Source organism: Bacillus infantis (assembly GCF_050107595.1).
Taxonomy (GTDB): domain Bacteria; phylum Bacillota; class Bacilli; order Bacillales; family Cytobacillaceae; genus Bacillus_AB; species Bacillus_AB infantis_C.
The window spans coordinates 107,931-134,782 of record NZ_JBNILH010000004.1; the positions used below are offsets into that span (position 1 = coordinate 107,931).

General features: G+C 47.1%; 26 protein-coding genes. 7 read left to right on the forward strand and 19 right to left on the reverse strand.

The features are described 5' to 3' along the window. Window positions 1–31: 31 nt before the first annotated feature. Together ACQCVH_RS09850 and ACQCVH_RS09855 are read right to left on the reverse strand one after the other, a co-directional pair. Window positions 32–1,087 carry a FecCD family ABC transporter permease gene (locus ACQCVH_RS09850; protein ID WP_426835515.1) on the reverse strand — a complete coding sequence of 352 codons (1,056 nt, stop codon included), beginning with the start codon at window positions 1,085–1,087 and terminating at the stop codon, window positions 32–34. Next, window positions 1,087–2,088, reverse strand: a complete 1,002-nt coding sequence (locus ACQCVH_RS09855) for a FecCD family ABC transporter permease (protein WP_426835516.1) — start codon at window positions 2,086–2,088, stop codon at window positions 1,087–1,089. The genes ACQCVH_RS09850 and ACQCVH_RS09855 overlap by 1 nt, the downstream gene beginning before the upstream one ends. A 202-nt stretch (window positions 2,089–2,290) precedes the next feature. Between ACQCVH_RS09855 and ACQCVH_RS09860 the strand changes: the two genes are divergently transcribed. From ACQCVH_RS09860 to ACQCVH_RS09875, 4 genes are all read left to right on the forward strand, one after another. Next, window positions 2,291–3,259 (forward strand): ABC transporter substrate-binding protein, encoded by a 969-nt coding sequence (locus ACQCVH_RS09860; RefSeq protein ID WP_426835517.1) that lies wholly within the window; start codon window positions 2,291–2,293, stop codon window positions 3,257–3,259. 162 nt (window positions 3,260–3,421) lie between these two features. Continuing rightward, window positions 3,422–4,903 (forward strand): spore germination protein, encoded by a 1,482-nt coding sequence (locus tag ACQCVH_RS09865; RefSeq protein ID WP_426835819.1) that lies wholly within the window; start codon window positions 3,422–3,424, stop codon window positions 4,901–4,903. Window positions 4,904–4,920: 17 nt separating this feature from the next. Continuing rightward, window positions 4,921–6,009: a GerAB/ArcD/ProY family transporter gene (locus ACQCVH_RS09870; RefSeq protein ID WP_426835518.1), complete on the forward strand. Its 1,089-nt coding sequence runs from the start codon at window positions 4,921–4,923 to the stop codon at window positions 6,007–6,009. Continuing rightward, window positions 6,006–7,070: a Ger(x)C family spore germination protein gene (locus tag ACQCVH_RS09875; RefSeq protein ID WP_426835519.1), complete on the forward strand. Its 1,065-nt coding sequence runs from the start codon at window positions 6,006–6,008 to the stop codon at window positions 7,068–7,070. The genes ACQCVH_RS09870 and ACQCVH_RS09875 overlap by 4 nt, the downstream gene beginning before the upstream one ends. Before the next feature lie 24 nt (window positions 7,071–7,094). On the opposite strand, the gene ACQCVH_RS09880 is transcribed toward ACQCVH_RS09875, so the two are convergent. The 6 genes from ACQCVH_RS09880 to ACQCVH_RS09905 form a co-directional block, all read right to left on the reverse strand. After that, the gene (locus ACQCVH_RS09880; RefSeq protein ID WP_426835520.1) at window positions 7,095–8,267 is read right to left on the reverse strand and encodes an FtsW/RodA/SpoVE family cell cycle protein; all 1,173 of its coding nucleotides are present in this window, start codon (window positions 8,265–8,267) and stop codon (window positions 7,095–7,097) included. 171 nt (window positions 8,268–8,438) lie between these two features. After that, window positions 8,439–9,218 (reverse strand): DUF4931 domain-containing protein, encoded by a 780-nt coding sequence (locus ACQCVH_RS09885; RefSeq protein WP_426835521.1) that lies wholly within the window; start codon window positions 9,216–9,218, stop codon window positions 8,439–8,441. 117 nt (window positions 9,219–9,335) lie between these two features. Continuing rightward, window positions 9,336–10,139, reverse strand: a complete 804-nt coding sequence (locus ACQCVH_RS09890; RefSeq protein WP_426835522.1) for a FixH family protein — start codon at window positions 10,137–10,139, stop codon at window positions 9,336–9,338. 379 nt (window positions 10,140–10,518) lie between these two features. After that, window positions 10,519–11,028 (reverse strand): spore coat protein, encoded by a 510-nt coding sequence (locus ACQCVH_RS09895; protein WP_426835523.1) that lies wholly within the window; start codon window positions 11,026–11,028, stop codon window positions 10,519–10,521. A 27-nt stretch (window positions 11,029–11,055) separates the two neighbouring features. Then, on the reverse strand, window positions 11,056–11,325 hold the full coding sequence (locus ACQCVH_RS09900) for a hypothetical protein (protein ID WP_426835524.1): 270 nt from the start codon (window positions 11,323–11,325) through the stop codon (window positions 11,056–11,058). 296 nt (window positions 11,326–11,621) lie between these two features. Next, complete coding sequence (locus ACQCVH_RS09905; protein ID WP_426835820.1) at window positions 11,622–12,266, reverse strand: adenine nucleotide alpha hydrolase family protein; 645 nt, start codon at window positions 12,264–12,266, stop codon at window positions 11,622–11,624. Between the two features lie 149 nt (window positions 12,267–12,415). On the opposite strand from ACQCVH_RS09905, the gene ACQCVH_RS09910 reads away from it, so the two are divergent. After that, window positions 12,416–12,550: a hypothetical protein gene (locus tag ACQCVH_RS09910; RefSeq protein ID WP_257992313.1), complete on the forward strand. Its 135-nt coding sequence runs from the start codon at window positions 12,416–12,418 to the stop codon at window positions 12,548–12,550. Window positions 12,551–13,061: 511 nt separating this feature from the next. On the opposite strand, the gene ACQCVH_RS09915 is transcribed toward ACQCVH_RS09910, so the two are convergent. The 9 genes from ACQCVH_RS09915 to fdhF all read right to left on the reverse strand — a co-directional run bounded on the left by ACQCVH_RS09915 (window position 13,062) and on the right by fdhF (window position 22,930). Further along, entirely contained in the window at window positions 13,062–13,625 is a 564-nt protein-coding gene (locus ACQCVH_RS09915; protein ID WP_426835525.1) for a hypothetical protein, read from the reverse strand. A gap of 117 nt (window positions 13,626–13,742) precedes the next feature. Further along, window positions 13,743–14,321 carry a GNAT family N-acetyltransferase gene (locus ACQCVH_RS09920; protein ID WP_426835526.1) on the reverse strand — a complete coding sequence of 193 codons (579 nt, stop codon included), beginning with the start codon at window positions 14,319–14,321 and terminating at the stop codon, window positions 13,743–13,745. A 31-nt stretch (window positions 14,322–14,352) separates the two neighbouring features. Beyond that, window positions 14,353–14,925 carry a GNAT family N-acetyltransferase gene (locus ACQCVH_RS09925; protein WP_426835527.1) on the reverse strand — a complete coding sequence of 191 codons (573 nt, stop codon included), beginning with the start codon at window positions 14,923–14,925 and terminating at the stop codon, window positions 14,353–14,355. A gap of 128 nt (window positions 14,926–15,053) precedes the next feature. Further along, a complete protein-coding gene (locus ACQCVH_RS09930) occupies window positions 15,054–15,698 on the reverse strand; it encodes an exonuclease domain-containing protein (protein WP_426835528.1) in 645 nt (214 codons plus the stop codon). 178 nt (window positions 15,699–15,876) lie between these two features. Beyond that, complete coding sequence (locus ACQCVH_RS09935; RefSeq protein ID WP_426835529.1) at window positions 15,877–16,608, reverse strand: exonuclease domain-containing protein; 732 nt, start codon at window positions 16,606–16,608, stop codon at window positions 15,877–15,879. After that, window positions 16,608–17,582, reverse strand: coding sequence for a DUF294 nucleotidyltransferase-like domain-containing protein (locus ACQCVH_RS09940; RefSeq protein ID WP_426835530.1), 975 nt, complete (start codon window positions 17,580–17,582; stop codon window positions 16,608–16,610). The genes ACQCVH_RS09935 and ACQCVH_RS09940 overlap by 1 nt, the downstream gene beginning before the upstream one ends. A gap of 278 nt (window positions 17,583–17,860) precedes the next feature. Continuing rightward, a complete protein-coding gene (locus ACQCVH_RS09945) occupies window positions 17,861–19,126 on the reverse strand; it encodes an ammonium transporter (protein WP_426835531.1) in 1,266 nt (421 codons plus the stop codon). A 302-nt stretch (window positions 19,127–19,428) separates the two neighbouring features. Next, window positions 19,429–19,968 carry a helical membrane plugin domain-containing protein gene (locus ACQCVH_RS09950; protein ID WP_426835532.1) on the reverse strand — a complete coding sequence of 180 codons (540 nt, stop codon included), beginning with the start codon at window positions 19,966–19,968 and terminating at the stop codon, window positions 19,429–19,431. Beyond that, window positions 19,961–22,930: a formate dehydrogenase subunit alpha gene (gene fdhF / locus ACQCVH_RS09955; RefSeq protein WP_426835821.1), complete on the reverse strand. Its 2,970-nt coding sequence runs from the start codon at window positions 22,928–22,930 to the stop codon at window positions 19,961–19,963. The genes ACQCVH_RS09950 and fdhF overlap by 8 nt, the downstream gene beginning before the upstream one ends. Before the next feature lie 203 nt (window positions 22,931–23,133). Here fdhF and liaG point away from each other — a divergent pair, with 203 nt between their 5' ends. After that, a complete protein-coding gene (gene liaG, locus ACQCVH_RS09960) occupies window positions 23,134–23,982 on the forward strand; it encodes a LiaG family protein (RefSeq protein ID WP_426835533.1) in 849 nt (282 codons plus the stop codon). A 17-nt stretch (window positions 23,983–23,999) separates the two neighbouring features. On the opposite strand, the gene ACQCVH_RS09965 is transcribed toward liaG, so the two are convergent. Next, complete coding sequence (locus ACQCVH_RS09965) at window positions 24,000–24,800, reverse strand: aminoglycoside adenylyltransferase domain-containing protein (RefSeq protein WP_426835534.1); 801 nt, start codon at window positions 24,798–24,800, stop codon at window positions 24,000–24,002. Window positions 24,801–24,980: 180 nt separating this feature from the next. On the opposite strand from ACQCVH_RS09965, the gene ACQCVH_RS09970 reads away from it, so the two are divergent. After that, window positions 24,981–25,673, forward strand: a complete 693-nt coding sequence (locus ACQCVH_RS09970) for a C39 family peptidase (protein WP_426835535.1) — start codon at window positions 24,981–24,983, stop codon at window positions 25,671–25,673. Between the two features lie 65 nt (window positions 25,674–25,738). Here the strand turns inward: ACQCVH_RS09970 and ACQCVH_RS09975 are convergent, their stop codons facing one another. Continuing rightward, window positions 25,739–26,704 (reverse strand): nuclease-related domain-containing protein, encoded by a 966-nt coding sequence (locus ACQCVH_RS09975; RefSeq protein WP_426835536.1) that lies wholly within the window; start codon window positions 26,702–26,704, stop codon window positions 25,739–25,741. Between the last annotated feature and the right edge of the window lie 148 nt (window positions 26,705–26,852).

The window sequence follows — 26,852 nt, forward strand, 5'->3', positions numbered from 1 at the left end:
TTTTTATCTTGTCATCCTATGTTTTTATATGCTATCCATTTCGGGTTTTAAATAATAAGTAAATAAAATACGGCGCCCCTATGCTGGCAGTAAACACACCTGCCGGGATTTCGAGTGGCGAGAACAGTGTCCTGCCGATCAGATCGGCCGCCATTACAAGTATGCCGCCAATCAGGCCGGCAGTTGGCAGGAGGGCACCGAAGGATGATCCGACGAGCCTCCTAGCGATATGGGGAGCCATGAGCCCGACAAACCCAATTCCCCCCGCGAAAGCAACAGATCCTCCGATCAGGCCTGTGCTGAGCATCAGCAGGATGAATCTGTGGCGCTGCACTGCTCCGCCGATCCCGGTGGCCACATCATCCCCAAGCTCCTGGATGTTCAGGTTTCGGGCAAAAATCAAGGCGAGCGCTGATAATAGGATGATCCATGGAACAATTATCTTAACATTATCCCAATTCGATCCGTGGACAGTTCCCGTTATCCAGATATTGGCCTGTGAAGCCTGATGGATGGGGCCAAGGATCATCATCAGATTAGTAAGCGCCTGGGTGAGGGTTGATATCCCTATTCCGATCAGCACCAGCCTGATCGGTGATGATCCGTTTTTCCAAGCCAGAAGATAGACAAGGAAAGCAATGGATGCGGCACCTGCGAAAGCGGCAACAGGCATCCATTCTATACTTACGGTCAAGGCATTGTTTTCATCACTGAATATCGCCAGGAAGGCCACAACGGCGACAGATGCGCCTCCGGTGATCCCGATGATGTCAGGCGAAGCAAGCGGGTTCCTGATCATCCCCTGAAGAATGCCACCGGCAATGGCAAGCCCTATTCCCACCATAAGGGCAACAATGATCCTTGGCAGTCGGAAGTTCTTGATGACCAGCTGCTCCATGTTCGTCCCTCCGCCAAAAAGGACCTGCAGCACTTTGAGCGGATTTATTTTCATCTCCCCCGTGCCTGTGCTGAAAAGAAAGACAAGGAAAGCAGCGGCAGCGAGAATGACTATGGTAAAAAGTGATTTCCGGTCGGCCAGGATGGATATCCTGCCCTTGAAGATCCTGAAATTCATATACTTGGACATCAGCTGCCAAACCCCCTTCTAGCGATATAAACAAAGAACGGGGTGCCGATGATGGCGGTCATGACACCGACAGGGACTTCCTGCGGCATGATGATGTACCTGGCAGATATATCTGCAGCTACAAGAAGGATTCCCCCCATAATGGCTGAAAATGGAATCACCCATTGATGGTCGAGTCCCACCACTGCCCTTGCCAGGTGAGGGATGACGATGCCGACAAAAACAATCGGGCCCGCTACAGCAACAGCGCCGCCAGCCAAAAGGATGATCACGGCACCAGCGAATAGCTTTGTCCAGCCTGTGCGAAGGCCCAGCCCTTTGGCAACATCTTCGCCCATTGATATGACATTCAGTTTTTTCGCAAGGAGCAGGGATCCAATCCAGCCTGCCGCAAAATAGGGCAGTACAGCTGTGAGTGACTCCAGCTTCCTTCCTGAAACTGATCCTGCAAGCCAAAAGAGCACCTGTTCCAGCGCCGCTTCATTGACCACAAGCATCCCTTGGGTGAAGGCTGAAAACATGGCGCTCATTGCGGCGCCTGCCAGCGTCAGCTTCATAGGAGTAAGACCCTCACGCCCGACAGAGCCAATTCCATACACTGCTGCAGCGGCTGCAGCTGCTCCTGCAAAAGAGATCCAGGTGTACGCCTGGAGGCTTGAGACGGAGAACACAGATACGGCCAGCACGACTGCAAAGCCGGCGCCTGCATTCACTCCAAAAACGCTCGGTGATGCGAGCGGATTCTTTGTCAGCGTCTGCATGAGCGCACCGGCAATCGCCAGGCTTGCTCCTGTAGCAGCACCTATCAGCGCCCGCGGAAGGCGGACTGATTGGAGGATAATGTGTTCATTCGATCCATCAAAAGCGGAAAAAGCCTCGAAAGCCATTTTCCAGGTAGTATTTGTATAGCCATACACTATGCTCGCGCACATTAGTAATAGAAGTATTAGAAGTAAAATAAACAGCCCGAGCCATTTATGTCCTGTTTTTTTTAATAGCATTCGGCGTAAACCTTTCTGCACTCTTTTATAAACAAATGACAGCTTTTTCTCTATTGATAAGTCTAGGGTAATCGGCATACTCTGTCAATGATTTTGAGAATCATTTTCATTTACTGGTTGACAGCTTGAACGCTTTCATTTTATGATAAAAAAGCCATTGAAAATGATTATCAATTAACAACATTTTTAGGAGGATACATACATGAAGCTGAGCAAAATTTATCTTGGCCTGTTTTCACTTATAGCCATCCTGATGCTGGCTGCCTGCGGCGGCGCTGGCGAGGATGAAGGGACAGACAGCAAGGATTCATCCGGAAGCAGCGAAGATACAAGCTACACGGTAGAACATGCAATGGGAACTGAAACAATAGAGAAGACACCTGAGAAAATTGTCATTTTGACAAACGAAGGCACTGAGGCACTTCTTGCCATGGGCGTCACTCCTGTTGGAGCTGTTCAGTCCTGGACAGGCGATCCCTGGTATGACCACATTTCAGACCAAATGAAAGATGTTCAGGTTGTCGGACTTGAAAGCGAAGTGAATGTGGAAGCCATCGCAGCTCTTGAGCCAGACTTGATCATCGGAAACAAAATGCGCCAGGAGAAAATTTACGATCAGCTGAAGTCCATTGCCCCGACCGTCTTTGCGGAAACATTGCGCGGCAATTGGAAGGAAAACTTCGAGCTTTATGCCAAAGCAATCAATAAAGAGGAAGAAGGCAAGCAGGTCATTGCCGATTATGATCAGCGCATCGCAGATTTGAAGGAAAAACTCGGCGAAGATGTAAACAAGGAAATTTCAATGGTCCGCTTCATGGCCGGGGATGTCCGCATCTATCATAAAGATTCTTTCTCAGGTGTCATTCTTGACCAGATCGGTTTTGCCCGTCCTGAAAGCCAGGATGTTGATGATTTCGCCGAGAAGAACGCCACAAAAGAACGGATTCCGGCCATGGACGGAGACGCACTCTTCTACTTTACCTATGAAGAAGGGGACGGCGAAGCAACAGAGGTGGAGAAAGAATGGATTGAAGACCCGCTCTTCAAGAATCTTGAAGTTGCCAAGGCAGGGAATGTGTATAAAGTGGATGATACCATCTGGAATACAGCAGGCGGTGTGCTTGCAGCCAATCTCATGCTTGATGATATTGAAAAGTTCATGATTAAATAAGATATTTCCGCTTAACAGAAGCCCCCTCTTCTATATAGCAGCCAAAAGGATCCGGAAACGGATCCTTTTTTTATTAGCATCCGTTCATAACTATTCCAATTTCGGCAACAATATCGGTAACGCTAAAAAGATGCGGTGATATGAGTGAAAAAGAAAAGCTGGATGAAAAAGCCACGCATCCAAAAAGATGTTGAGTTTAAGGACTGGGAAGAATCACTTGTTAAATCAGAGGACTATAAAAAGACTTTCTATTATAACCAGAGAACGGGACTGAGATTCGGTTTTTCCTTTATGTCCACACTTGTGGATGAGAGCATTCTTCAAAAAGGGGTCCTTCCTTACCTTCAGGGAGAGGAGTTCACCCGGATTGAGGATGTCAAAAAGATTATTCCTATTCCAGATGTAAGTGTATCCGAGGACCCTTCAGAAATTGAACAAAAACTGTTCAATGGCTACGTTATGGTGACGATTGAAACAGAAGTGAAGCACTTCGCTTTTGTTGCAGCCCAGAAGGAAGTTGTCAGAAGCCTGACCCAGCCTGAGGTGGAGTTCAGTGTCATCGGCCCGAAGGAAGCCTTTGTAGAAGCCATTGACCAGAACTTGAACCTGATCCGGAAAAGATTGTCCATTAAAGAATTGATTATCGAGCAGTATACAATCGGAAAGCTTTCGAAAACGAAGGTCGCCGTCCTGTATATCGAAGGAATTGCCGACACTGAGAATGTCAACACGGTGCGGCAGCGCCTGAAGGATATTGAGATTGACCATATCATGGACAGCTCTTATATCGTCGAAATCATAGCCGACAACCAGAACACAATATTTCCGCAAATCCTGGATTCGGAGAGGCCAGACCGGGTCTCCGGCATTCTTGCAGAAGGAAAAATCGCCATAGTGGTGGACGGCTCCCCTCAAGTGCTGATATGCCCGACTACGCTTGTGGAATATTTCAGTTCTTTTGAAGACTATTATTTGAATTGGTATCTATCCTCCTTCTTCAGGCTTGTCCGCCTGTTTGCGGTTGCTTTTTCTATTTTGATCACGCCCATCTACGTTGCGACACTGTCGTACCATTATGAACTGATACCAAAGGATCTGATGAGCACGCTGATCACTTCCAGAAGGGAGATCCCGCTGCCGCCTATCCTGGAGGCACTATTCCTTGAGCTGACTATAGAACTGCTCCGTGAGGCCGGTGCGCGGCTTCCTACCAAGGTTGGCCAGACGATCGGTATCGTAGGGGGTATCGTCATCGGGACCGCTTCAGTTGAAGCCGGCCTGACGAGCAATGTCCTTCTCATCATCGTAGCTCTCTCTGCCCTGGCGTCCTTTACAACACCAGTCTACCGGATGGGCAATACAATCCGCCTTTTGCGGTTCCCCTTCCTTTTCCTGGCTGAATTATGGGGGCTACTCGGGATTGTATTTTGCTTCTGCATCCTTATGACGCATCTGATCAGGCTGACATCGCTGGGCCGGCCATTCCTTGAGCCGATCTATCCTCTCAGAGTCCCGGATTTAAAGGACGCGCTCATCCGCCTGCCATTTTCAAAGCAGTCAAAAAGGCCGGTATATGTCCGGGCTGAGCAGCCGAAGCGTTTTTCCAAAAAGAAGGCTCAGCAAAAGAAAGACATTGATGAGTAAAACGGAGGGTTATGGCTATGAAGCAGTCCTTGCCTGAAAATGTGAAAATATCTCCCTTCCTGATATTTTATATTATTGTGTCCATACAGATAGGCATCGGGGTTCTTGGATATCAGCGGATCATTGCCAAAACAGCCGGCTATGATGCATGGATGTCAGTCATCGCGGCCGGCGCCTCTATCCATATCATACTCTGGATGATGTATAAGACAGCCGAAAATGCAGGAGGAGATTTAATATCCATCAACTCATTCGTTTTTGGAAAGAAAATTGGAAAGCTGGTCAGCCTGATATTTTCTGGTTATTATATCCTGCTGACTGCTACAATCTTAAGGACATATATCGAAGTCATCCAAGTCTGGCTATTCCCGGAATTGAGCACCTTCTGGTTTTCTTTCGGCTTTCTGGTTCTGGCAGCATATGTAGTCAGCGGGGGGCTGCGGACAGTCACCGGCGTTGCCTTTCTTGGCGCCATTCTTCCCAGCTATCTGATGCTTACCTTCGCCTTTGCAATCCCATTCAGCGATTATCGCAATCTTTTTCCTGTATTGGACCATTCCATTAAGGAACTTGCATTGGCAGCAAGGGATATGTCGCTGACCTATCTTGGCTATGAAATCTTATTGCTTGTCTATCCATTTTTAAAGGATCCAGGCAAATCGAAAAAATGGGCCCATCTCGCCATTTTCACCACAACCTCACTGTATGCCATCCTGACAATCATTACCTTTGGCTATTTTTCTGAAAAGCAGCTGCAGAAAACTGTCTGGGCAACATTGACAATGTGGAAAATCGTTGAAATGCCATTTGTTGAACGGTTTGAATATATTGGGATTGCCAACTGGAATTTGATCATCCTCCCGAATGCCTGCCTGGCGATTTGGGCGGCAAGCAGAATCGTTAAACGTGTCGCAGGCATCCGTCAGCGCAAGAACGTCATTGGCATCATCCTTATTTGCCTTGCTGTCACCAATGTATTTGAGACCAGGGAGCAGATTGATCTTCTCAATAATATCTCTTCCCAATTTGGTTTCTATTTTAATTACGGCTATGTTCCTTTGCTGTTTGCCGGCAGCCTTATTGCAAAGAAGGTGAGGAAAAAATGAGATTACCCCATTGTTTATCGCTCATTGCCGTCTGTGTGCTCCTGACCGGGTGCCTGGAAAAAGAAATTATTGATGATTTGAATATCGAAAGCGGGATTGCTTATGATTGGGAAGAAGATGAATTGAAGGGCACCGCCCTTATCCCTGTCTACCTGCCAGACCAGCCTGTAAAAAATGTTACGTTTACCAGCACTTCCACTTTGAGCAGGGATCTGCTGCTGGAAATGCAGCGCCAGTCATCTGAACCTTTGGTGACTGGAAGCTTGGAAGTAGGGGTATTCGGAAAGGATCTCACACAAAGGGGGATCATTGATGTCCTTGATTCTTTCCAGAGGGATGCCAGCATCGGCGCCAGAGTATTCCTGGCAGTTGCGGATGATAAAGCCGGCGATATTATGAAAGGAGAATATGGTACAAGGGGAAATGCCATTTATATCTCCAACCTTCTCAAGCATAATATGGAACAGCGGGATGTTCCTAAAAGCAATCTCCAAATCTTCCTGGCATCTTTCTATCAGCAGGGCAAAACAGCTTATTTGCCTAAGCTGAAAAATATCGGCAAGGATAAAGTGGAAATTGCAGGAATGTCCTTATTTAAATTTGATAAGGTGGTAGACGAGCTCCCGCCTGATAAAATGTTCTTTTTTAAGCTTTTAGTGGACAAATACAGCGAGGGCTCCTATAAGATCAAAATCGGGAATGATCAGGCAGCCATCAAAAGCATTACCTCAAAGCATAAAATTAAAATCATTAAACGGGAGCCCTATAAGCTCAAAGTCGAGATCAGCATAAAAGGGATCATCCGCGAATACTCCGGAAAGCAGCTTACCATCAAAGAAATCAAAGAGGTCGAGAAAAACTTCCAGAGTCTCATAAACAAGGAAACAGGAGCCCTCATCACCCGCTTCCAAAAAGAAGGCATTGACCCGGTGGGATTTGGCTCTATTGTTAAAAGCAAAACAAGGGGATTCGATTATAAAAAGTGGGAAGACGAATATAAGCGCATGAGTGTAGAGATCACAAGCAAAGTGGAGATACTTGAATCAGGGGTTATAGAATAAAAAGGACAGGGGATTTCCCTGTCCTTAATCGCTGCTGGAGAACATATATTTTTTATAATGGTAGCGGATGGAGAAAATCAGGCTGATGGCAAGCATGCTGCCCATGAGCGAGCTTCCCCCATAGCTCACGAACGGAAGCGGGATTCCCGTGATTGGCAGGAGGCCGATCGTCATGCCGATATTCTGGAATACATGGAAGGTGATCATGCTGATGACCCCGACACAAATATATGTGTAAAAGTCATTCTTCGTTTCCATGCCCACTTTCGTAATATGATAAATCAGCAGGAAAAACAGGCTGATCAGGACACTCGCCCCAATGAACCCGAACTCTTCCCCGACAATACTGAAAATAAAATCAGTATGGCTTTCAGGAAGATAGACTTCCCTTGTGCCATAGCCCTTTCCGCTTGTCTCCCCGGAACCGATGGCGAGCAGGGAGCGCGTCAGCTGGAATCCGGTCGTCCCCTGATAATTATAGGGATCAATCCAGGAATAGATGCGGCCGAACTGGTACTGTTTGACGCCCAGATATTTTTCCAGCAGATCGGGGTGCCAGAGCACGAGGTAGAAAATGCCGGCAATCAAGGTAATACCCCCGCCGAATATAGGGAGCAGGAGCTTCCACGTAATTCCCGAAATGAAGATCATCCCGATCATGATTGCAATGAAAACAAGGCTGGTCCCTAAGTCAGGCTGCTGCATCACCAGCATGAGCGGCAGGAACGTGACTGCACCGATTTTCACCAGCAGCCAGAGGTCGGTTTGGATTGTCTTGATCCGATACTTCGGATGATGGTCTGTTATCACCCTTGCCAGAGCCAGGATTATAAAAACTTTTACAACCTCGGAAGGCTGAAGGGACCCTACGGCAGGGAAGGTATACCAGCTCTTTGCTCCATTTATGACAGGTGCAATCCCCGAGGGTGCCACGATCAGAAATCCCAGCAGTGCAATTCCCAGCCCATAGGCATACCAGGAAATCTTCTTCAGCTGATCAGAATCAAGCGTCATAACCGTTCCAACAATGCCGGCCCCGACCACCCACCAAACAATCTGCTTCAGAAGGAAATTGTCTTTATACTGGCCCGTCGTCTGCGCGCTGTAAATCGAAATGCAGCTGACCAGGCACAGCAGCATCAAAATCAATATCAACCCAAAATCTATACGATAACTAGAATTATTTTTAGAAGTCATAATCGTCTCCTTTTATAGAAAAGCGGAAGGGGCTTGCTTTACGCTGCGCAGGCTGCCCAAACAAAAAATCTACTACAATTCTTCATTATATTTTTTTAAGAGACAAATCACAACTTGTTTAACGCTTCTGGATATTATTTCATTTTTCACTATTCTTTCTCAGTTGCCGGATCAGTCTCCAGCAGGGAAGCTGCCAAAGTACCTGCTGCGGATATCCTCTTTCATCCATTCCAGATTATTGGGGACCTGCGGAATCGAATAACCGATATAAATAGGCGTTGTTACGAACCGCGGAACGATTTTGACATAGATGTCATCTTCGAGTTTATAGAAAAATAAATTATAGCTGGTGCACTTAAATGGGAAGCTGTGAAGGATATAGCGGACCGCTGCCTGAATATAAACAGCAAAAGCACCGATTTCATCCATGCCTCCAAGCTTTGCATTAAACTCATAAAAACCGATTTTTGGTGCTGTTGAAATATTGAGCAGCGTTTTGCCTTTTTGGCTGATGACAAGTCCTTCAAATTCCTCTTTCCTGATATTCTCTGTATAATCCACTTCATTAAGCCCGACAATCTGCATATGCGGGTGCGCGATGGTCCCCCCTGAGAGCGGCCCGTGATTTTTAAAAAACAGGACAGATTTGAAGCGGCCGTTGTTTTCCATTTCAATCCAGCTCTTTAATCCGAAGCTGAGCAGCTTTTCCAGATGCTCTAACGAATATGTTGAGATATCCCCGCTGCATTCGTCTGATTCAATCAAAACGGTCTGCAGGGTATTTTCGAGTACAGGGAATTTATTTTTCAGCAGAATGATATTATCCTCGAATGCAAGGATATCGGTCAGCTTTTCTCTTTCACAGAAAGGGCAGCCTTGTTCTTTGTCACGAATACTGTTAGGTTTTTTCACTCCGATTGAAGTGTTAAAGTTCAAATGTGTCTTTGTCATATTTCCACCATCCTGCAGGTTTTTCTCCTATACATCATATCACTGCCTCCTGAATCTGACGCCTTTTTACCCTTACGCAGGAAAAAACGGCAGCCCCAGAGCTGCCGTTTCGCTTCCCTATTCATTGACTGTCAGAGGAAAATCCGAGTGTTCATGCAGCCCTTCTGAGTTTTCCACATGGACAGTCACTGTATAGCTGCCCGCCTCTGCAAAAGTATGCTCTGCAGCATATTTGCCTTCACCTGATTCTGTCAGGTTCACCCACTCAGGAGTTTCTTTTCCTTCTTTCATGATTTCAAGCTTAACAAGCGCTTTTTCAAGAGGGGCCCCATCTTTCTTGTGCACCTGGACCTCAAGGCTCGCTGCCTGTTTCATATGGATGTGATCCGGCTTGATGAAACTGATTGCAGCCTCACCATGATTGTGGTTGGCCTCTTCTCCGCCTGACGCATGGTCATGCCCCTCATCTTTCCCATGTTCATGAGCGGCTTCTCCCTCAGCGCTATTGTCAGCTTCTCCACCCTCACCGGCTTGTACCTCAGTTTTTGGCATAGTATGCATATCCCTTGCTGTCACATGGACCTGGACCATATAATCGCCATCCTTGCCGAAGGTCTTGGAAGCCTGGTATATTCCTTTGCCTGTATGTTCTGCAGGAAGCATCTCACTCTCATCCTGGTTTCCTTCCTGCCAGATTTCAAACTTCACTTCATTTGCATCCTCGACAGCCTCTTCTCCCTGCACTACCTCGACAGAAAGGGTTATTTCTTCATTCAGCTCCACTCTTTCCGGAACATCAAGCTTTGCTTCAAGGATTTCCGGTATTTGTCCCCCGTTCCCCTGGCTGCTGTCATCAGAATTATTTCCGCAGGCTGCAAGTAACATTACAGCAAGGATAAAAACATATAAAAATTTCTTCATTATTTGTCCCTCTTTCATACAGATTCCTTGTATACAGGATACTATATCTCTAAATTGTGAAGTAAGTAAGAAATTACATCAAACATTTGATAACGGAAGCTGTGCCAATAGGTATATTATAGCTCTCATTCTCTCCGGGTCCAAATCCTGCAAGAAAAGTGCAAGCGCCCAGGTCCCTAAAGGAACGCAGACTAAGTACGCCGCCTCCTGCGGCAGTGCAGGCATAACCCGCAGGCGCAGCTGCTGGACAGTAATCGAAAATAAAGAAGATACTTTCTTATCTTATAAAAAAAAGCGGCACAAGGAAATTCCTTATGCCGCATATAATTATATTAAAGGAGGTAGGGTTGAATAAGTCTGCGTTTGTAAGACTGCCTGATTACAGGATTTCCAGTTCAATAACCAGCGCAAGAAGTACCTGGATCAGCAGGTTGAGTGTCAGGGCTACTTGAGTATCTTCAAGGTTTACAGTACAGTCTTTCGCATTTTCAATATATACGCTCTGGCGGTTAGATTGGTTGATTTGTGTAAATTGAAGCAAATCTTCAGTGATCCTTTCAGCTTGGCCTCCATCAGCAATTGAGATATTGATGACAATTACGATGGCTACAACGAGGGCTGCCTGCAATGATGCGGCAACTTGGGTTTCACTTGAATTCACTTCAACATTGAGGCAGTTTTTAAGAACGATGGACTCTCTAGAAAATTGGCCCATATTGGTGCCTTGCACGACATCTTTTACATCTCTGTCGCTGCTGTCAAAAATGCCCATCGGATGGCTTGATGAAGGATCAAGGGCATTCCATCCGCTGTTATGGCATGATGCGCCGGCAGCATTACTTTCACAATAAACATCTTCTACCTTAGGACGATAGTTTCCACTTAACAATGTAATCTCTCCCTTTAATTTTTTGCCTTAGCGGCTTTTTTTCCTAAAAGTGCGTTTGGCTTCTTTCTTAGGCTCTTCCTCAGCGGAATCTTTTTTCTTATTTTGTGCTTCAACAAATTCTTTAACTTGCTGCTCCAGATCTTTTACAAGATTGCGGATACGCGTTTTTTCCTCATCTGACAGGTTTTTCTTTTTCAATCCGCTTTCATCGCTTTGATTCCGCTTTAAAAGGTCTTTGACTCTAAGGCTTACAAGCTGGTTCGATAGCTCAGCCATCCTGTTGTTTAGTTCATCCAACACAGTTCACCCCCTCCGAGCGCTTATACTATTTAATATGATATTTAAGCCGGCAAGTGAGGGCTAATCCCTATCCCGGCTTAAAAGGGCGTTTGTATCGGCTGATGGTGCGCCGCTTAAGACGCTTGGCCCTTATACTACTTGTATATGGGATTTCATCCATTTAGTTCGGGCACATCCCCCAAAAGCAAAAAAAGGGCCCCATGCAAGGGCCCTTTTACTGCGTTAAAGAAACAGGCGGCACTATTTGCCGCCCATTGCTTCCTGTGTTTGGTTTTTTAATGCTGCAGCGCTGCTCAGTCCTTTTCCACTGCTTCTTCTGCAGCGGCACCATTATGGATTTTAATGACTTTTTGATCCTTTCCACCACCTGCTACAAAAAAGCCATTGGAAAAGTCGGTAGACAGCTCCCTGAAAAAGATGCCAAGAGTACCTTCCTTTCCGTTATCATCAAAGGAAATTTTATAGCTGCCTTCTTCTTTTACCAAAGAAGCTTCTATGCCTTTATCCCATTCACCTGCCGGATCGTAGACATCGCGGTTTACTTCAACAAGATGGAGGTCAACGCCTTCTAGAAGCTCGAACAGATGATTGACGAGGGAATGCTTGACGACCATTTCCCATTTGCTCTGAATGGCGTGGGCCATGACGATCTGAGTGGCGGACTTCTCCCGCACTGTTTCGGCGATTAAGTCAGAAACCTTTTGTCCGTTCTTATACTTTTGGATGGCTGGAAGGCCGTATTTTTCAGCCAGTGATTCGAACAGCATTTTCGTCTGTATCTGGTTGAAATCAAGGTCCTTTTCCTGCCCCGGGAGCACTGACAATACATAGCACTTCCCTTTAAATGCATCGGCAAGGAGCTTGCCCCTTTGAATGAGCGTTTCAGCATGCTGAGGGCTGCTTACACATACCAGTATCGTTTCCAGCAAATCATTCACCTCGTTTAGCATTTTGCCTACATTATAGCATAGCCTGTCAGAGCACCCCAGCCATAAGCGGGTAATTCAGGCATCCCCTTCAGCCGCTGCATATAAAAGATTTTTGATGGGATGATAATGATGAACTTAAGATAAGGAGGGGAAAAGCGATGACAAAAAAGTATAATAAAGGCAGCAATAACCAAAACTCCCCGCGCGCCGGCCTGTCCGAGCCAATCAGCGGCGACAACAGCAAAGGGAATAAACACAACAAAGACCAAAAAAGCAAGACTGACGCGGACTGAAAGAAATGCGGAGGCGGCTTGTTCAGAGCCGACAAGCATAAGACGCGCTGGAATAAAAGGCGTTCTGTGCCTTTAATTCCAGTGTGGCTTATGACTCGAGGCTCTAGCCGCCGCAGCTGGACAATCGAAATGCGGAGGGCGCTTGTTCAGCCCCGACAAGCATAAGACGCTTCAGGATAGAAGGCGTTCTTTGCCTTCAATCCTGAAGTGGCTTATGACTCGAGGGGCTAGCGTCCGGAGCTGGACAATACGAAATGCGGAGGCGGCTTGTTCAGAGCCGACAAGCATAAGACGAGCAGGACGGAAGGTTGCTCTTTAACCTTCTGGCCTGATTGGCTTATGACTCGAGGCTCTAGCCGCCGCAGCTGGACAATCGAAATGCGGAGGGCGCTTGTTCAAATCAAGGTACGCAGGCTAAGAGCGCCACGTCCTGTGGCAACGCCTGCATGACCCGCATCCTACGGGCCCAGCATAAAACGCTAATGCCAGCCTATACAAGGCTGGCTTCCTTTCAAGCTATGGAAGCATCCATGCTTTCCCGGGCTGAATCTGCCTGCAGGTAATCAGCCAGACAGCCTTTATATACAAGATGAAGCGAAAAGACTTTCTCCAGTTCATGCGGCTTGAGCAGTGATACAGGCTTTTCCACCCGGCATCCGCCAGTTTCCTTGAGGATGGTTCCGACAAATTCAGAGCAGAAGAAGGCATTGGACCTGTTATATTCCCAGTTGAACAGCACGGCAAACAAACCGAGGAGATTATATTTATAATGATGTCTGTTTTCTTCAAAAAATGCGGCCTGTTCCTGCATCCTGCCATACTCCTGCTCGCTCACCGTATAGGCATAAACCGCGCAGCGGGCGTTCGCAAACAAATCCGCGCGCACATCTTCTTTCACGAATCCTCCGGAAAACGGATTTGCAGGATTAATCCTCCCGAAGCTGTACACATCCAGCAGCCCTTCATCAAATGAGATGGACGCATGATTGAGTTCTTTTCCAGTAAAAATCCGGATCAGCTTTGTGAATAAAGTTCCTGTATCGGTCAGCAGTACAAATACCTGGCGATGGCCCATTTCTTTTCCCTCCTGAAAAAAATGAAGGGAAATGCGCAGTGGCGACCGTGCTGCCCTTCTCCATAATCATACAGCCACAATGCTCCCTTAAAGAACGAACTCTGGTATTATTTGCTTCTAAGACCCTGGGCCTAGATGATCGGCATTAATGATTGAAAACATCAGCAGATCATCAAACTTCCCGCAGGTATACTCGTAATTCCTCAATAGTCCTTCACGGATAAAGCCGCATTTTCCGAAGAGGCGCTGGGACTGGAGGTTTGCAGGTTCAATCAGCGCCTGGATCCTCATCAGATTCAGATTCTCGAAGCCATACCGGATGATCGCCTCAATTGCCTCGGTGCCGATTCCCTGATTCCAATAGGCAGGATCCAGCTCAAGCCCTATATCTGCCCGGAAATGGCCCGGTTCCATATTCAAAAATCCGCAGCTTCCAATCAGCTCTTTTCCGCCCTTTAAAGAAATTCCCCAGCGGACGCCCGTGCCTTCCTTCAATATGCGCTCATACCAGCCGATTTCAGAGCGCGCATCCTCCAAATCAGCGAATGGCTCAATTCCGTAATATTTCGTCACTTCAGGATCAGAAAGATACCTGAGGATATCAGCCGCATCTTCCAGTTTCACTTTTCTGAGCAGAAGGCGATCCGTTTCGATTTCCGGAAACGCTCCCTTAAATTTTTCTTTTATGTTATTCATTGGACATACTTCCGTTTCTCATTTTTAGTAATTATTCTCCAGCAGCTGACCCCGCCCGTTGAAAGACGGGATTAGTCTCCCACTCTTCACGCAAAAGGCCCATCCGTATTGAATCATAATGGACACCATTGTAGATTCGGCATTTCCGAAGCCTGGCTTCCATCGTCATCCCCAGCTTTTCGCCGACCTTGACCATCCGCTCATTCCCCGACCAGGTGGTGTAGCCGGTCCTGGCAATCGGCTTTGTTCGGAAAAGGTGGCTGATCCATAGTTTCAATGCCCTTGTCCCGTAACCGCCGTTCCAATATTCCGGCGAATATATGACGATTCCCATCTCCAGCCACAGAGACGGCTCATGTTCCCAATAATAGCTGACAGTCCCTTCTATTTTGCCGTTGATTTCGATGGCCAGCATATCCTCCTGGTTGACTGCTTGCTCCTTCCTCTGCTCGTATTCAGCAAACGTCAGGGATTTGTGCTCAAAATAGGGTGCGTCCCATTTTTTCCACTCCGGGTCCTCTTCCTTAAAGGCAAGCTCCCATAATCGGGGCAAATCTTCTTCGGTGATGGTCCGGAGAATAACTACATTGTCTGTCAATAACATAGTTTTACCTCTTTGTTTTTATTTTTGTAATGTTTTCATTATATCAATAAATCCTTTCTCAAAAAATGGAAAATTGCATTATTTACTTATAATAAAAAACCGCCTTAATGGCGGTTTCGTTAAATAGATTAATTGAAGGGCGGATCAAAGCTGCTGCCGGCACTCCATGAATAAGTTTTCCCAGGTTTTTTCGCGGGCTGATATTTTCTCATCGGCCCTTTATCAAGCACCTCTTTTAAGAACAGGCCGCCGTTCGGGTTCTGCTGCTTCATCAGCTCCATCAGATATGTAATATCGTCCATCGCCCTGTGGGTTTGATGATCTGTAATATTGTGGGCGGAAAGAAGCGTCGCCAGCTTGCTGTTGGCAAAGCCATATTTTTTCCACTGTACTCCCTTCATAGTGCAATACCATTTAAGGTCATTTACTTCAGGATACATCTGATACATGAAGCTTCTGTCAAATGATGCGTTATGAGCAAATACAGAGTCGGCTTTATTAAGGAAAAACTGGACTGACTCATCATGGAAAGCCTGCCCTCTTACCATTTCAAATGGAATCCCATGAATCCGGTAGGCACTGCTGTAATTTCTCAGTGCCCTGCTTGAAAGCGGCTCCCTCAGAAAAGACTCCTGTTCCTCAACCTGGAGGATTTCACCTGTAGCTCCATCATATGAAAACAGAATAAACGCCAGCTCGATGATTTCGTCACCGCCAGGAGCCAGGCCTGTTGTTTCCACGTCGACCAGCAGTCCTTTTTTGTTTATATTCATTTTGATCACCTTTATATTTTTTTGCTTTCAAATAGAAAGCTGGAATTTTTAACACTCTTATATCTATTTCCTATTCTAGTATTTTCGAGGGAAAAATGACAGTTAAACCCCCTTTCTGGTTAAAAAAGGAAATAAAGAGATGCAAAAAGGCGCGGCATTGACCGCACCTTTAATGCCGCTATAATGAAGCGACCCTTTCATATACATCTTTCAGAGTCATACAGCCTTTACTCCGGACCTTATTTATATAACAGCACCAAAGCTCAGCAGCCAGGCGGGCATCCCCCAAAGCATGGTGGCGCTCCATGACCGGAATGCCGTTATGGCCGCACAGATCCTCCAGCCTCTGCAGGTTAAGCTCCGGCTCAGCAATCCGGTACAGAAAAGAGGTATCTATAATCCTGTGCTTAAGAGGCGCCTTAAAATGCTTCCAGTTCGCATTCTGCAGGAAGCTCTTCTCATGCTGGGCATGATGCGCTATGATGGTCCGCGCTTCGCAGAATTCAAAGAACCCTATCAGCACTTCAGGCAGCGGCGGCGCCTCCTTGAGCTGGGAATCCTTAATGCCTGTAAGCTGTTCAATCTGCGGTGAAAGTGTTTTTTCATATCTGATCAGGGAATAAAACTCTTTCTCCGCATTTACCGTCCCATTCTCTATCTTAACCGCCCCTATTGAGATAATCTCATCTCCCTGATCAGGAAAAAAACCCGTTGTTTCAATATCCATGACGACTGCCTCCATCCTGTCAAGCGGCACCGACAGCGCTTCCTCTGCCCGTATCTCTTTATTCAGCCTGCGCAGGAAGGCCTGCTGCTGGGAATTCTGCCCGCCCTGCATCCCACCGAATACACCGGAATTCAGTTTCCCCGGCAGCCCTTTCATCATCTGGAACATGCTGTCAAAGCCCATTATTGAACACCCTTTTCGATCTTGGCCTGTACAAATTGATGGAGCTTTTTTCCGCCCTTCAGAATATTGCGGAGCTTGGCCCGCTCTTCCTTTGAAAGCTTTCTTACATTCAAATAGTGTGAAGCTTCATAAGAGCCGGCACTGGAGAACATTGATGCCCTGTAAGACAGCAGTAGGCGGAAATTGCGGTCTGCCTTTTCCAGCATGTCCCCATATTCTGCCTTTTCTGCAAGCCTGCTGATCCTTTCGAGAGTGGAGGTCTCAAAAAGCCCTTCCTTCATCGCCAATAGACGGATGCTGTTGACATAAGGAAGGAATGCAGTCTGCTTCAAGTCTATGCATCCCTCATATTTCCCTTTTTCCTCGGCAAGGATCTGGCCCAGGGGACCTACAGCCGGTTTTATATGCATGCTATTCTCCGCAAGTCTTTTCAACAGCCTGGGACTGACCATCATATTAGTGTGCACATAAGACTTAAGCTCGCTGATATATGCTCCGGTTCCTTCCAGGGACCTTGCATCATAAAAAATCTGCAGATACCGGATCGACTTCCAGCTCTCCTCCTCAATCCATTGCTCCAGCTGCTCTTTCCAAGCTTCTGCTGTTCTCCGCCACAACGGGTTGCTGCTCATTACCTTGCCTTCACAATAAGGATAGCCTGCTTCATCCAGGCCATATGAAACTTCCTGCCCCAGCTCCTCAAAATACGCAGCTTCCCCCACTCTCCCTTTAAAGACGATGCCGTGGTCCTGGTCACTGATAATCCCCTGCTCCAGCCTGCCTCCGCTGCCGGTCACAAACCAGACAAAATCCGAATCCTGCGGCCTTTTTCCGACCTTTTGCACAGAATGCCTGAATACGTATTTCATTGCTTCATCATGGATTTCATTTATTCTGGCTGTACTGGAGGCAGCCATGGAAATGCGGCTGTCCTTCCATTCCCTGATTTCTGCATACGACTGAAAATCCTGCATACAAACGCACTCCCTTGGTAATAAGAAAAGCGCAAGCGCCTTGCTCACCCTAAAGGAACGCAGACTAAGAGCGCCACGTCCTGTGGCAACGTCTGCATGACCCCCATCCTGGGGGCCTCAAGACGATCCTGCCGAAAAGGCGTTCTTTGCCTTTTTGGCAGGACTGGCTTGTGACCTCGAGGGGGTAGGCGCTGGAGCTAGACAGTAATCGAAGTTAAAGAAAATATTTTCTTATTTGCGAAACATAAGGCCTCTCATAAAGAGGGCCTACGCTATGCTCATGAAGACAATTTGTTATCGTTAGAAAGAAAAACCTCCGGGTACCCATAGCTGCCATGCTCGCTGACATCAAGGCCCATAATTTCTTCTTCCTCAGATACACGCAAGCCATTCATAACCTTTTTCGCTATAAGCAGTATGACAAATGATACGGCAAATGCATAGATGGCAGATACAGCAACACCCATGAATTGGACTCCGAGCTGTGTGAAGCCTCCTCCGTAGAACAATCCGGGCTGGCCGACTGTGGCCAATTCCGGGGTGGCAAAGAATCCGGTTGACAATGTGCCCCATACCCCTGCCGCACCATGGACCGAGAGGGCATATATCGGGTCATCGATTCTCAGCTTCTCGAAGAATCGGACACTATAAAAGACAAGTACTCCTGCTACAAATCCGATGAGAACAGCTGCCCATGTGTCAACGAAGGCACAGGATGCTGTTATGGCAACCAGGCCGGCCAGGGCACCATTCAGCATTGTTGTGATATCTGACTTGCCGAGGGCAATCCATGAAATCAGGAGTGCCGCGACCGCCCCTGCCCCGGCGGCAAGATTGGTATTCAAGGCAACAAAGCCAAAGAATGCTCCATCAACAGAAACCGTGCTTCCTGCATTGAATCCAAACCAGCCGATCCAGAGAATCAATACCCCAAGGGCCGTGAACACCTGGTTATGTCCGTAGATATTATTGGCAGAGCCATCTTTATTATATTTGCCGATCCTTGGTTTAAGAAGGAGGGTCGCTGCCAATGCCGCCATTGCCCCTGTCAGGTGAACAACAGTGGAGCCGGCAAAGTCCTGCTTCCCATGTTCAGCCAGCCATCCCCCGCCCCAGATCCAATGGGCAACCACCGGATAAACAAGTGCTGAAAACAGAACCGTAAATATCAGATAGATTGAAAGCTTTGCCCTTTCTGCGAAGCCGCCAAGGGCAATCGTGATGGAGATGCCTGCGAAAGCAAGCTGGAAGAGGAAAAACACTGATGAGGAAAGACTCATTCCTTCAATTTCATACCCTGAATAAAAAAAGTGCGATAATCCTGTAAAGAAATTACCATTGTCACCAAAAATGAACCCAAAGCCGACTGCCCAGAAGACGAGTGAGGCAAGACCGAATGTAAAAATGGTCTTCCCCGCGATATGGCCGGCATTCTTCATTCGGGTAGACCCTGCCTCCAGCATAATGAATCCGCCAAGCATGAAAATGACAAGGACTGCACTAACCATGACCCATAAACTGTTCATCAAAAAAGTTGTATCCACTTTCTCTCCCCCTCTAATAATGTGTGCTTTTAATCTAACATAATTATGTTAGATAATATAACATTAAGTTTCTTACCCTTATTTTAACTCTTTTTAAACGGGTGTCAATGAGTATTTTAAAGTTTCTGATAACTTAATGTTAAATATTCTAACATGTAACCGCTGTCTTTCCTGTTGTGCAAGGCTTTATTTTTTTTAGGAAAAGTTAAAAAATGAAGATGCAGATGAGGAAGAAAGAATGAATGGTTGAATATGGGTTTTCCACACAAAAAAAGAAGAGGGCATCTGCCCCCTTCTGAACATCACTCGTCTTGCTTTCTCTGCTCTTCAATTTGTTCCTGCGGAAGCTGTGTATTCCGCTCCAGCTCCTTCGTTTCCTGGCCCATCCCTTTCAGGAAGGTCAGCAGCAGGGTGACGGCCCTGTTTATTTCCGGATCTTTCAAAGATTTAGCCAGATCGAAAAAGCCTGTTTTTTCCTGTGTATCTCCTGCCTCTGCCACCCTGGCAATGCCTGAGTCGATTTTAAGCAGGAACGGCTCCAGCTGTTTGACATTGATCATTCCCAGTGTCCCGCCCATCAGGAGCAAATTCTTCAATGTGTTCGAGGTTTCCGGTTTGTCAGCCGCCCTGACAAGGATGTCGAGGACTTTGTCTCCCTGGCCAAACAGTCCGCTGAGCAGGGAAAGCACCCCCCGGTCATGCATATTCCTCATGACCTTGAGGGACTCCAGGATGGCTTCTTTATTATCAATCAGGGCATCTTCCACCTCCATCAGATCTTTTTTACGCTTTTCTTCCTCGGTCAATGTCTTTCTCTGGATATGCGTGATCGCTTTAGCCATGTTCTCGCTCCTTTTTCACAAGATCTCCAGGGAAAATATAATCCTTCCGCGCCCACTTTTTCTGGACCTGCACGCCGATCTGCGGCTGCGGGTTTCCATAGCGGTGGTTGATTCTAGGGAGCGGATCTTCGCCCTTTGCCTTCAGAATCTCCATTTTTGCCCGGATTTCTTTATAAGCCGGTGTATCTGTATCTTTATCAGCATAGCTGCTTGTCAAGAGATTGATGGCAGCCTCTCCCCTGTCATTCATCGGAAGGTACACTTCCTTCCCTTTTACCCTGTCGGTAATATGGCATTGCACCTTTACATTTCCATAAGGAGATGAAAGCCTCACAAGCGTGCCGCTTTCCAGTCCGCGCTCTTCTGCAAGCTCAGGGGAAACCTCAAGGAACACGTTTGGCGTCTTCTCGCTGATTCCTTTGGACCGGTACGTCATATTGCCTTCATGGAAATGCTCAAGAAGGCGCCCATTATTAACGTGGAGATCATACTCTTCCTCAAATTCCAGCGGCTTTGTCCAATTCACCGGCACGAGCCTTGCCCTGCCATCGTCAAATGGGAATCGTTCTGTATATAAAAGCGGGGTATCCTTCCCATCCTCCGCTACCGGCCATTGCAGGCTGTTATAACCTTCCAGCCTTTCATACGTCACACCGGAATATAAAGGCATCAGCTTGGAGGCTTCTTCCATGATTTCGGATGGATGGGTGTAGCTCCAGCCTGCCCCAAGGCTGTTGGCGATTTCCATGATGATCTGCCAGTCAGGCTTTGAGTCACCAAGCGGTTCAAGGGCCTGGTACAGCCTTTGGATCCTGCGCTCGGTATTGGTAAATGTTCCTTCCTTTTCAAGACTCGGGCTTGCAGGAAGGACCACATCGGCAAACTCCGCCGTCTTGCTGAGGAAAATATCCTGGACCACGAAGAAATCAAGCTTTTCAAACGCAGCATGCACGTGATTGATATTTGAATCAACGAGCCCCATATCCTCACCCTTCAAGTACATCGCCTTAAGGGTGCCGGCATGAATGCCTTCAACCATTTCATGGTTATTGAGCCCGGGTTCGCCTGGAAGCTCTGTTCCCCATGCCATCTCATACTTCTTCCTGATCTCAGGATCAGCAACTTCCTGGTATCCCGGGAACATGTTCGGCATGCTGCCGAAATCGCTCGCCCCCTGAACATTGTTATGCCCTCTAAGCGGGTAAGCCCCTGCACCCGGCTTTGCATAGTTCCCGGTAACAAGCAGGAGATTGGATATAGCTGTACTTGCATCACTGCCGCCCATATGCTGGGTAATACCCATCGCCCAGAGTGCACAGACGGATTTTGCCCGGCCGATCATTTCTGCCATATCAATCAGCTGCTCCAGCGGAATGCCAGTCACTTCAGCAGCATACTCCATCGTGAACTTGTCCAGATTCTTCGTAAATTCATCCAGCCCGTTCACTTTTTCAGCAAGGAACTTTTCATCTGCCATGCCATTGTCGATGATATACTTAGCCACTGCTGACAGCCAGATGATATCGGTTCCTGCCTTCGGCTGCACGAACAGATCGGCCCTGTCAGCCATTTCATGCTTCCGCAAATCTGCCACAATCAGCTTCTGGCCGCTGAGCTTGTGCGATCTTTTTACCCTGGTTGACAGGACAGGGTGGGATTCTGCTGTATTGGAGCCGATGATGAGGACAAGATCGGCAATTTGGATATCCCGGATGCTGCCTGCATCCCCGCCATAGCCGACCGTCCTGAACAGCCCGACAGTCGCAGGAGTCTGGCAGTATCTGGAGCAGTTGTCGATATTATTAGTCCCGATCACTGAACGGCCAAGCTTCTGCATCAGGTAAGACTCCTCATTCGTACATTTAGAGGAAGAAATGAAGCTCATAGCCTGGGCTCCATGTTCATTCTTGATTTCGGTGAAACGGCGCGCGATCAGGCTGATGGCTTCATCCCATTCCGCTTCCCTGAAAGATTCTCCCTCCCGGATCAGGGGCTTTGTCAGCCGCTCTTCGCTATTGACGAAGTCCCAGCCGAATTTCCCTTTCACACAGGTGGAGATCCCGTTTGCCGGGGCTTCCGCCTGGGGCTCCACCTTCAGGATCTCACGGCCCTTTGTCCAGACATCAAAACTGCAGCCCACTCCGCAATATGTGCAGACTGTTTTTGTTTTTTTAATTCTCTCGTCGCGCATTGCGGCTTCCATATCCGAAATGGCGAGTATAGAGCCGTAGCCTGTTTCGACATTTTTAGTGATCTCGATCATCGGACGGAGCGTTTGCTTTGCGATCCCGGTCAAATAGCCGGCTTCCCCTTCCATGCCTTTTTCCAGCATGGCGTTGCACGGACAGACTGTTGAACAGTGGCCGCATGAAACACAAGAAGACTCATTGATCGGGACATCATTATCCCAGATGACCCTTGGTTTTTCCCGCTCCCAGTCTATTGTCAGCGTCTCTGTCACCTGCACATCCTGGCATGCTTCTACACAGCGTCCGCAAAGAATGCACTGATCCGGATCATAACGGTAGAAAGGGTTTGAATCATCCGCAGGATATGGCTTTTGCGCAAAAGGGATGCTCTGATGATTGATTTTCATTTCTTTGACTGTGTTATGTACTTCGCATCCGCCATTATTATAATCGCATACTGTGCAGTAAAGCTCATGATTGGTCAGGATGCGGTCCATCCCGATAACCTGGGCTTCCTTTACATCCGCTGATACCGTATCAATGATATCCCCATCGTTGAGCCTGGTTGAGCATGATCTGACAAGCTCCCCATTCACACTGACGATGCAGGTATCACATGTTTCAATCGGCCCGAGGCTCGGGTGATAGCACACATTCGGCACCTCCACCGATGAGTTCTGCAATAGCTGAAGGATGGTTGTCTCATCACCTGCGGCCACCTTCACTTCAGCACCATTTAGTTTTACTTGATATGTATCAGGCAAATCCCTCATCCTTTCTCTCTTAATCATTTTCCTGCTAACAACCCCTGTACCCTCCTTTTTTCAAAATAAACCATCTGAAGAAAAAGCGCTTTCGCATATATGTCTCAGGTCTTAGAAGAAAATCATGCGGAGGTGCATTAAATGGAAATGAATACTCAGGTAGACTATAAACAACAGATTCAAATCATGAAAAAATAGAAAGAGGTTTTCATATGAAAAAAATCATTCTGCTATTCCTGTCTATCACGGGGCTTTACCTGGTTTTTACAAGTTTTAGCCATTTCAGCTGGCTCGGACTTGGTGCAAACGGAAAGGAAAAGGCGTCAGCTGAACGGGTAAGCCAGATCGAAGTAAATGTATCAGGCGTGGAAACAACCATCATCCAGGAAAAAAGGGATACCGTTGAAGCCGTTCTTGATGGCAAGGGTGAAGTGAGCGTTAAGAAAAAGGGCAGCCTAATAAAGATTGACTATAAACGAAAATGGCCTCACTGGTTCAGCGGCTTTGAAAAGACAAAGCTCAGCATCTATATCCCTGAGAACTATGACAAAGATCTTGATATCAATCTAGGCTCCGGGGATTTTGAGTTTGCAGGCAATGATCCAATAAAGCTGCGGGAAGTTTCACTGGATATGAGTTCAGGAGATGTTAAACTCGGCAGCCTAGATGTCCGGGAATTTGAGCTTAACGGCGCATCTGGTGAACTATTCATATCTTCTTTGAAAGCAGGAGAAGCAGACCTTGAAATCAGTTCAGGCAGCACGATCATCGACAGTTTAGAAGGAAGGCTTGAGGCCGGCATTGCATCAGGAGAACTTGACATAAAGATGAAGAAGCTTACAGCACCCATCGACCTGGATGTCAGCTCAGGAGATGTGCAGCTCGACTTGCCTGATAATGCCAGCTTTGCACTCGATGCCCATTACAGCAGCGGTGAGATTCGTGCAGACTTCGCACTGGATGAAAAAGAAATCAAAGACAACCGTATACTTGGCAGGCACAAGGAAGGCAAACATGAAATCAAGGTTGATGTTTCCAGCGGTGATGTCGGCATTTATTAATCTGGGAAGGGCCCCTCTTAGGAAGGAAGGCCCTTCTTTTCTTTCAGGATAGAAGAAGACAAAGAATCCATCAGCTGAAGCGCATCCATGATCACATCTTTTTCCGGTGCGGCCGCTGGCATATTCCCCTTCCGGACAAGAAGCGCCAATTCAATCACTGCATGCCATTTATCCGGCATATGTATGAGCCCATATTCCCCTGCCCCGGATTTGGAAATGATATTGTTTTCCCTCAAAGTATAAAACTGCCGCAGCAGGCCAAGTATGCTCCACTCCAGCTCCTCATAAATCTTTTCTGACGGAAGGGCCAAGATTCCATCAGGATCAGTTTTCATTGCTTCTGTTCTTTTCCGCCAGTACGACTGGCTGTTCTCAATGATATATTCAGCCAAATCATCCTCCTGAATAGGGATGAAAAGATCTGATATCTCAGGACCTCTTAATCTGATAGCATGATCTTTTAAAATTCTCCACATAACAGGATTAAACGGGGCATCCTCTGCCAGCTCTCCGCCATTATAGACATAGCGCAGGTCTTTGGAGAGGCTTCCAAAATCATCCCATACCAGATAACAGCCATCCAGTTCAGGATAATGATGCCTTGAGGCAAGCTCTTTATGGACCTTCTGCAGCCGCCCTGCTTCCTCCTGTGTCAAAACCTCTTTTGTTACTGCTGCAAAGTCAATATCGCTCTTGCCCGGCTCAAAAGCTCCGAGCGCGGCAGATCCATGAATATACAGCCCTTCCAGCCTGCCTGGCAAATAACGGTCGGCCAGTTCCATATACTCTGCCATTATCAGATAGATTCCACTTTCCACTCTGCTGCCTCCTCTTGATACTTCTTATCATCTTCTATTATTCGAGCCGGAATATAAAAAACCTTCCTGTAGAAGAGAAAATGCCGATCATCTCTTCACTAAGGCTCCAGCATGCTTTTTCAGGTTAACTCACCGGTATAAAGGGAAAGGACAATAAAAACGCTAAAGGAGAGAAATTCTTTGAAAAAAGCGATGATAGCTGCAGTTATTGTGCTTGCCGGCTGTTCTGAAAGCAGCGGTGCCGAAGAAGAAGCTGTATCCAGGCCAGCTGAGGAGCAGACAGCCGAGCAGATGATGATTGATGCCCCGCATATTTCCCAGAAGCCTGAGCTGATGAGGGGATGTGAAGTGACTACCCTTGCCATGCTGCTCCAGGATGCAGGTGTCTCTGTTAATAAAATGACCCTCTCCGAGGAAATCAAGCGGGTGCCTTTCGAGGAAAACGGTGTCCGCGGCAATATCCATGAAGGATTTGTCGGCAATATGCAGACAATGGATGAGCCCGGCCTTGGCGTTTATCATGAACCGGTTGCCGAACTTGCAGAGAACTACCTGCCGGGGAAAATAAAAGACATGACAGGTGAAGACTTTGATTCTGTCCTGAAGCAGGTCGAAGACGGCCGCCCTGTCTGGGTCATCGTCACCAGCACCTTCGATAGACTGCCTGAAAGCGAATGGGAAACATGGGAAACCGAAAGCGGGCCTGTTAAAGTCACCTACAGCATGCATTCAGTCCTTGTCACAGGATTTGACGAAGAAAGCCTCTATGTTAACGACCCGCTCGACAAAAAAAACCGCAAGCTTCCGCGGAAAGAGTTCATAGCCGGCTGGGAACAGATTGGAAAGCAGGCGATTACCTATGAAGAAGGATAGGGAGGCTTCTGTTAGGAAGATGGTAAATCGATTCGAAAATATAGCAGGGGCTTTGGCGGCAAAACTTATTCGTCTGACAGAATCAACTCATAGCGGCGGTTGCGGTAGCTGCCCGTGCTATTGAGGTCCATCGATGCAAGCAGTTTTCCTGCAATTGAGATGGAGGAGAGGTTCAAGAAGCTTCTCACCTCCCGATTGGTAATTTGACTTCCGAATAGGAGGACAAAGTCCTGTAATGCCGCATGATGGGCATTCCGGCTTTTATAATAGCAGCGGGGGCAGATCCAGGCCCTGTCCCTTCTCTCCATTGCCGGAAGTGAGCAATTGGGGCAGAAGATGCCGGTTAGTATGTCAGTTTGCTGAAGTCCATATGGATTGAGAATGTCTGGATTATAAGGCTGGTTAAACTTTATAAGGAGACGCGCCATTTTCCTCAGTTCATTGCCCGAAAACTTTTCATTTTTGTGCTGCTTCTCATACACTTCCATTTTTGCAGGGAAACCTTGAGCATGAATGACCTTGTTTTTTATCTCCAGATTGTGGGATGCTTTAATGACTGTAGAAGAATTGGCCACAGCTATGAGGGTTTCAATGGGGGCTGAGGGGAATTTCAGGTTGGCCAGCCAGATTGTCAAAAGACGTTTTAAGCGGCCGATCTGTAATACGGGATCAGGGAATGCCTCTTCCCTCCCGTTTATTGTTCTTACCAGTTGCTGAAAGTTCTGATCAAACAATACTGTTCCGGCGATATTTTTCAATTCGAGTATGACGATAAACTTCGGAGACAAAATCAGCGTGTCCATTTGAAAGAATGCGTCTTCATATGGCAGCCTGATATCGTGGAGAGTGATAGACGACTCATCAATTTCCTTCAAATAAAAATCAATGGCCTTTTCACCGCGGTATCCTGCCAGACTTTTTGCGTAATCTTGTTCGATTTTGTGTCTGGCTGGATGATCCTCCGCTACCCGCCTCAGAAGTACCTCAAGCTTTCTCAGCTTTAATGGCTTTTTTCGGTCTTTTTTAATCAAATAATCACCCCTTTTTTATCAATAAGAATTTTCGGCAGGAATCAATTATATTCCTTCTTTTTTATTGTAATCTCCCCCCTTACGATTTGACGCAGGGAGGTTTACTGTCCGTAGGGGATATTTTACTATCCGTTCTCTCAAATTTACT

What these genes read in the sequence shown, in the direction of transcription:
- ACQCVH_RS09920 (WP_426835526.1), bottom strand. Translation starts at nt 14,321, where the DNA reads ATGAATAACATAAAAGAAAAATTTAAGGGAGCGTTTCCGGAAATCGAA.
- ACQCVH_RS09880 (WP_426835520.1), bottom strand. Translation starts at nt 8,267, where the DNA reads ATGACTTCTAAAAATAATTCTAGTTATCGTATAGATTTTGGGTTGATA.
- fdhF (WP_426835821.1), bottom strand. Translation starts at nt 22,930, where the DNA reads ATGAGGGATTTGCCTGATACATATCAAGTAAAACTAAATGGTGCTGAA.
- ACQCVH_RS09950 (WP_426835532.1), bottom strand. Translation starts at nt 19,968, where the DNA reads ATGGCTAAAGCGATCACGCATATCCAGAGAAAGACATTGACCGAGGAA.
- ACQCVH_RS09935 (WP_426835529.1), bottom strand. Translation starts at nt 16,608, where the DNA reads ATGGGCTTTGACAGCATGTTCCAGATGATGAAAGGGCTGCCGGGGAAA.
- ACQCVH_RS09850 (WP_426835515.1), bottom strand. Translation starts at nt 1,087, where the DNA reads ATGTCCAAGTATATGAATTTCAGGATCTTCAAGGGCAGGATATCCATC.
- ACQCVH_RS09940 (WP_426835530.1), bottom strand. Translation starts at nt 17,582, where the DNA reads ATGCAGGATTTTCAGTCGTATGCAGAAATCAGGGAATGGAAGGACAGC.
- ACQCVH_RS09855 (WP_426835516.1), bottom strand. Translation starts at nt 2,088, where the DNA reads ATGCTATTAAAAAAAACAGGACATAAATGGCTCGGGCTGTTTATTTTA.
- ACQCVH_RS09865 (WP_426835819.1), top strand. Translation starts at nt 3,422, where the DNA reads ATGAAAAAGCCACGCATCCAAAAAGATGTTGAGTTTAAGGACTGGGAA.
- ACQCVH_RS09885 (WP_426835521.1), bottom strand. Translation starts at nt 9,218, where the DNA reads ATGACAAAGACACATTTGAACTTTAACACTTCAATCGGAGTGAAAAAA.
- ACQCVH_RS09910 (WP_257992313.1), top strand. Translation starts at nt 12,416, where the DNA reads ATGACAAAAAAGTATAATAAAGGCAGCAATAACCAAAACTCCCCGCGC.
- ACQCVH_RS09860 (WP_426835517.1), top strand. Translation starts at nt 2,291, where the DNA reads ATGAAGCTGAGCAAAATTTATCTTGGCCTGTTTTCACTTATAGCCATC.
- liaG (WP_426835533.1), top strand. Translation starts at nt 23,134, where the DNA reads ATGAAAAAAATCATTCTGCTATTCCTGTCTATCACGGGGCTTTACCTG.
- ACQCVH_RS09925 (WP_426835527.1), bottom strand. Translation starts at nt 14,925, where the DNA reads ATGTTATTGACAGACAATGTAGTTATTCTCCGGACCATCACCGAAGAA.
- ACQCVH_RS09915 (WP_426835525.1), bottom strand. Translation starts at nt 13,625, where the DNA reads ATGGGCCATCGCCAGGTATTTGTACTGCTGACCGATACAGGAACTTTA.
- ACQCVH_RS09890 (WP_426835522.1), bottom strand. Translation starts at nt 10,139, where the DNA reads ATGAAGAAATTTTTATATGTTTTTATCCTTGCTGTAATGTTACTTGCA.
- ACQCVH_RS09870 (WP_426835518.1), top strand. Translation starts at nt 4,921, where the DNA reads ATGAAGCAGTCCTTGCCTGAAAATGTGAAAATATCTCCCTTCCTGATA.
- ACQCVH_RS09930 (WP_426835528.1), bottom strand. Translation starts at nt 15,698, where the DNA reads ATGAATATAAACAAAAAAGGACTGCTGGTCGACGTGGAAACAACAGGC.
- ACQCVH_RS09875 (WP_426835519.1), top strand. Translation starts at nt 6,006, where the DNA reads ATGAGATTACCCCATTGTTTATCGCTCATTGCCGTCTGTGTGCTCCTG.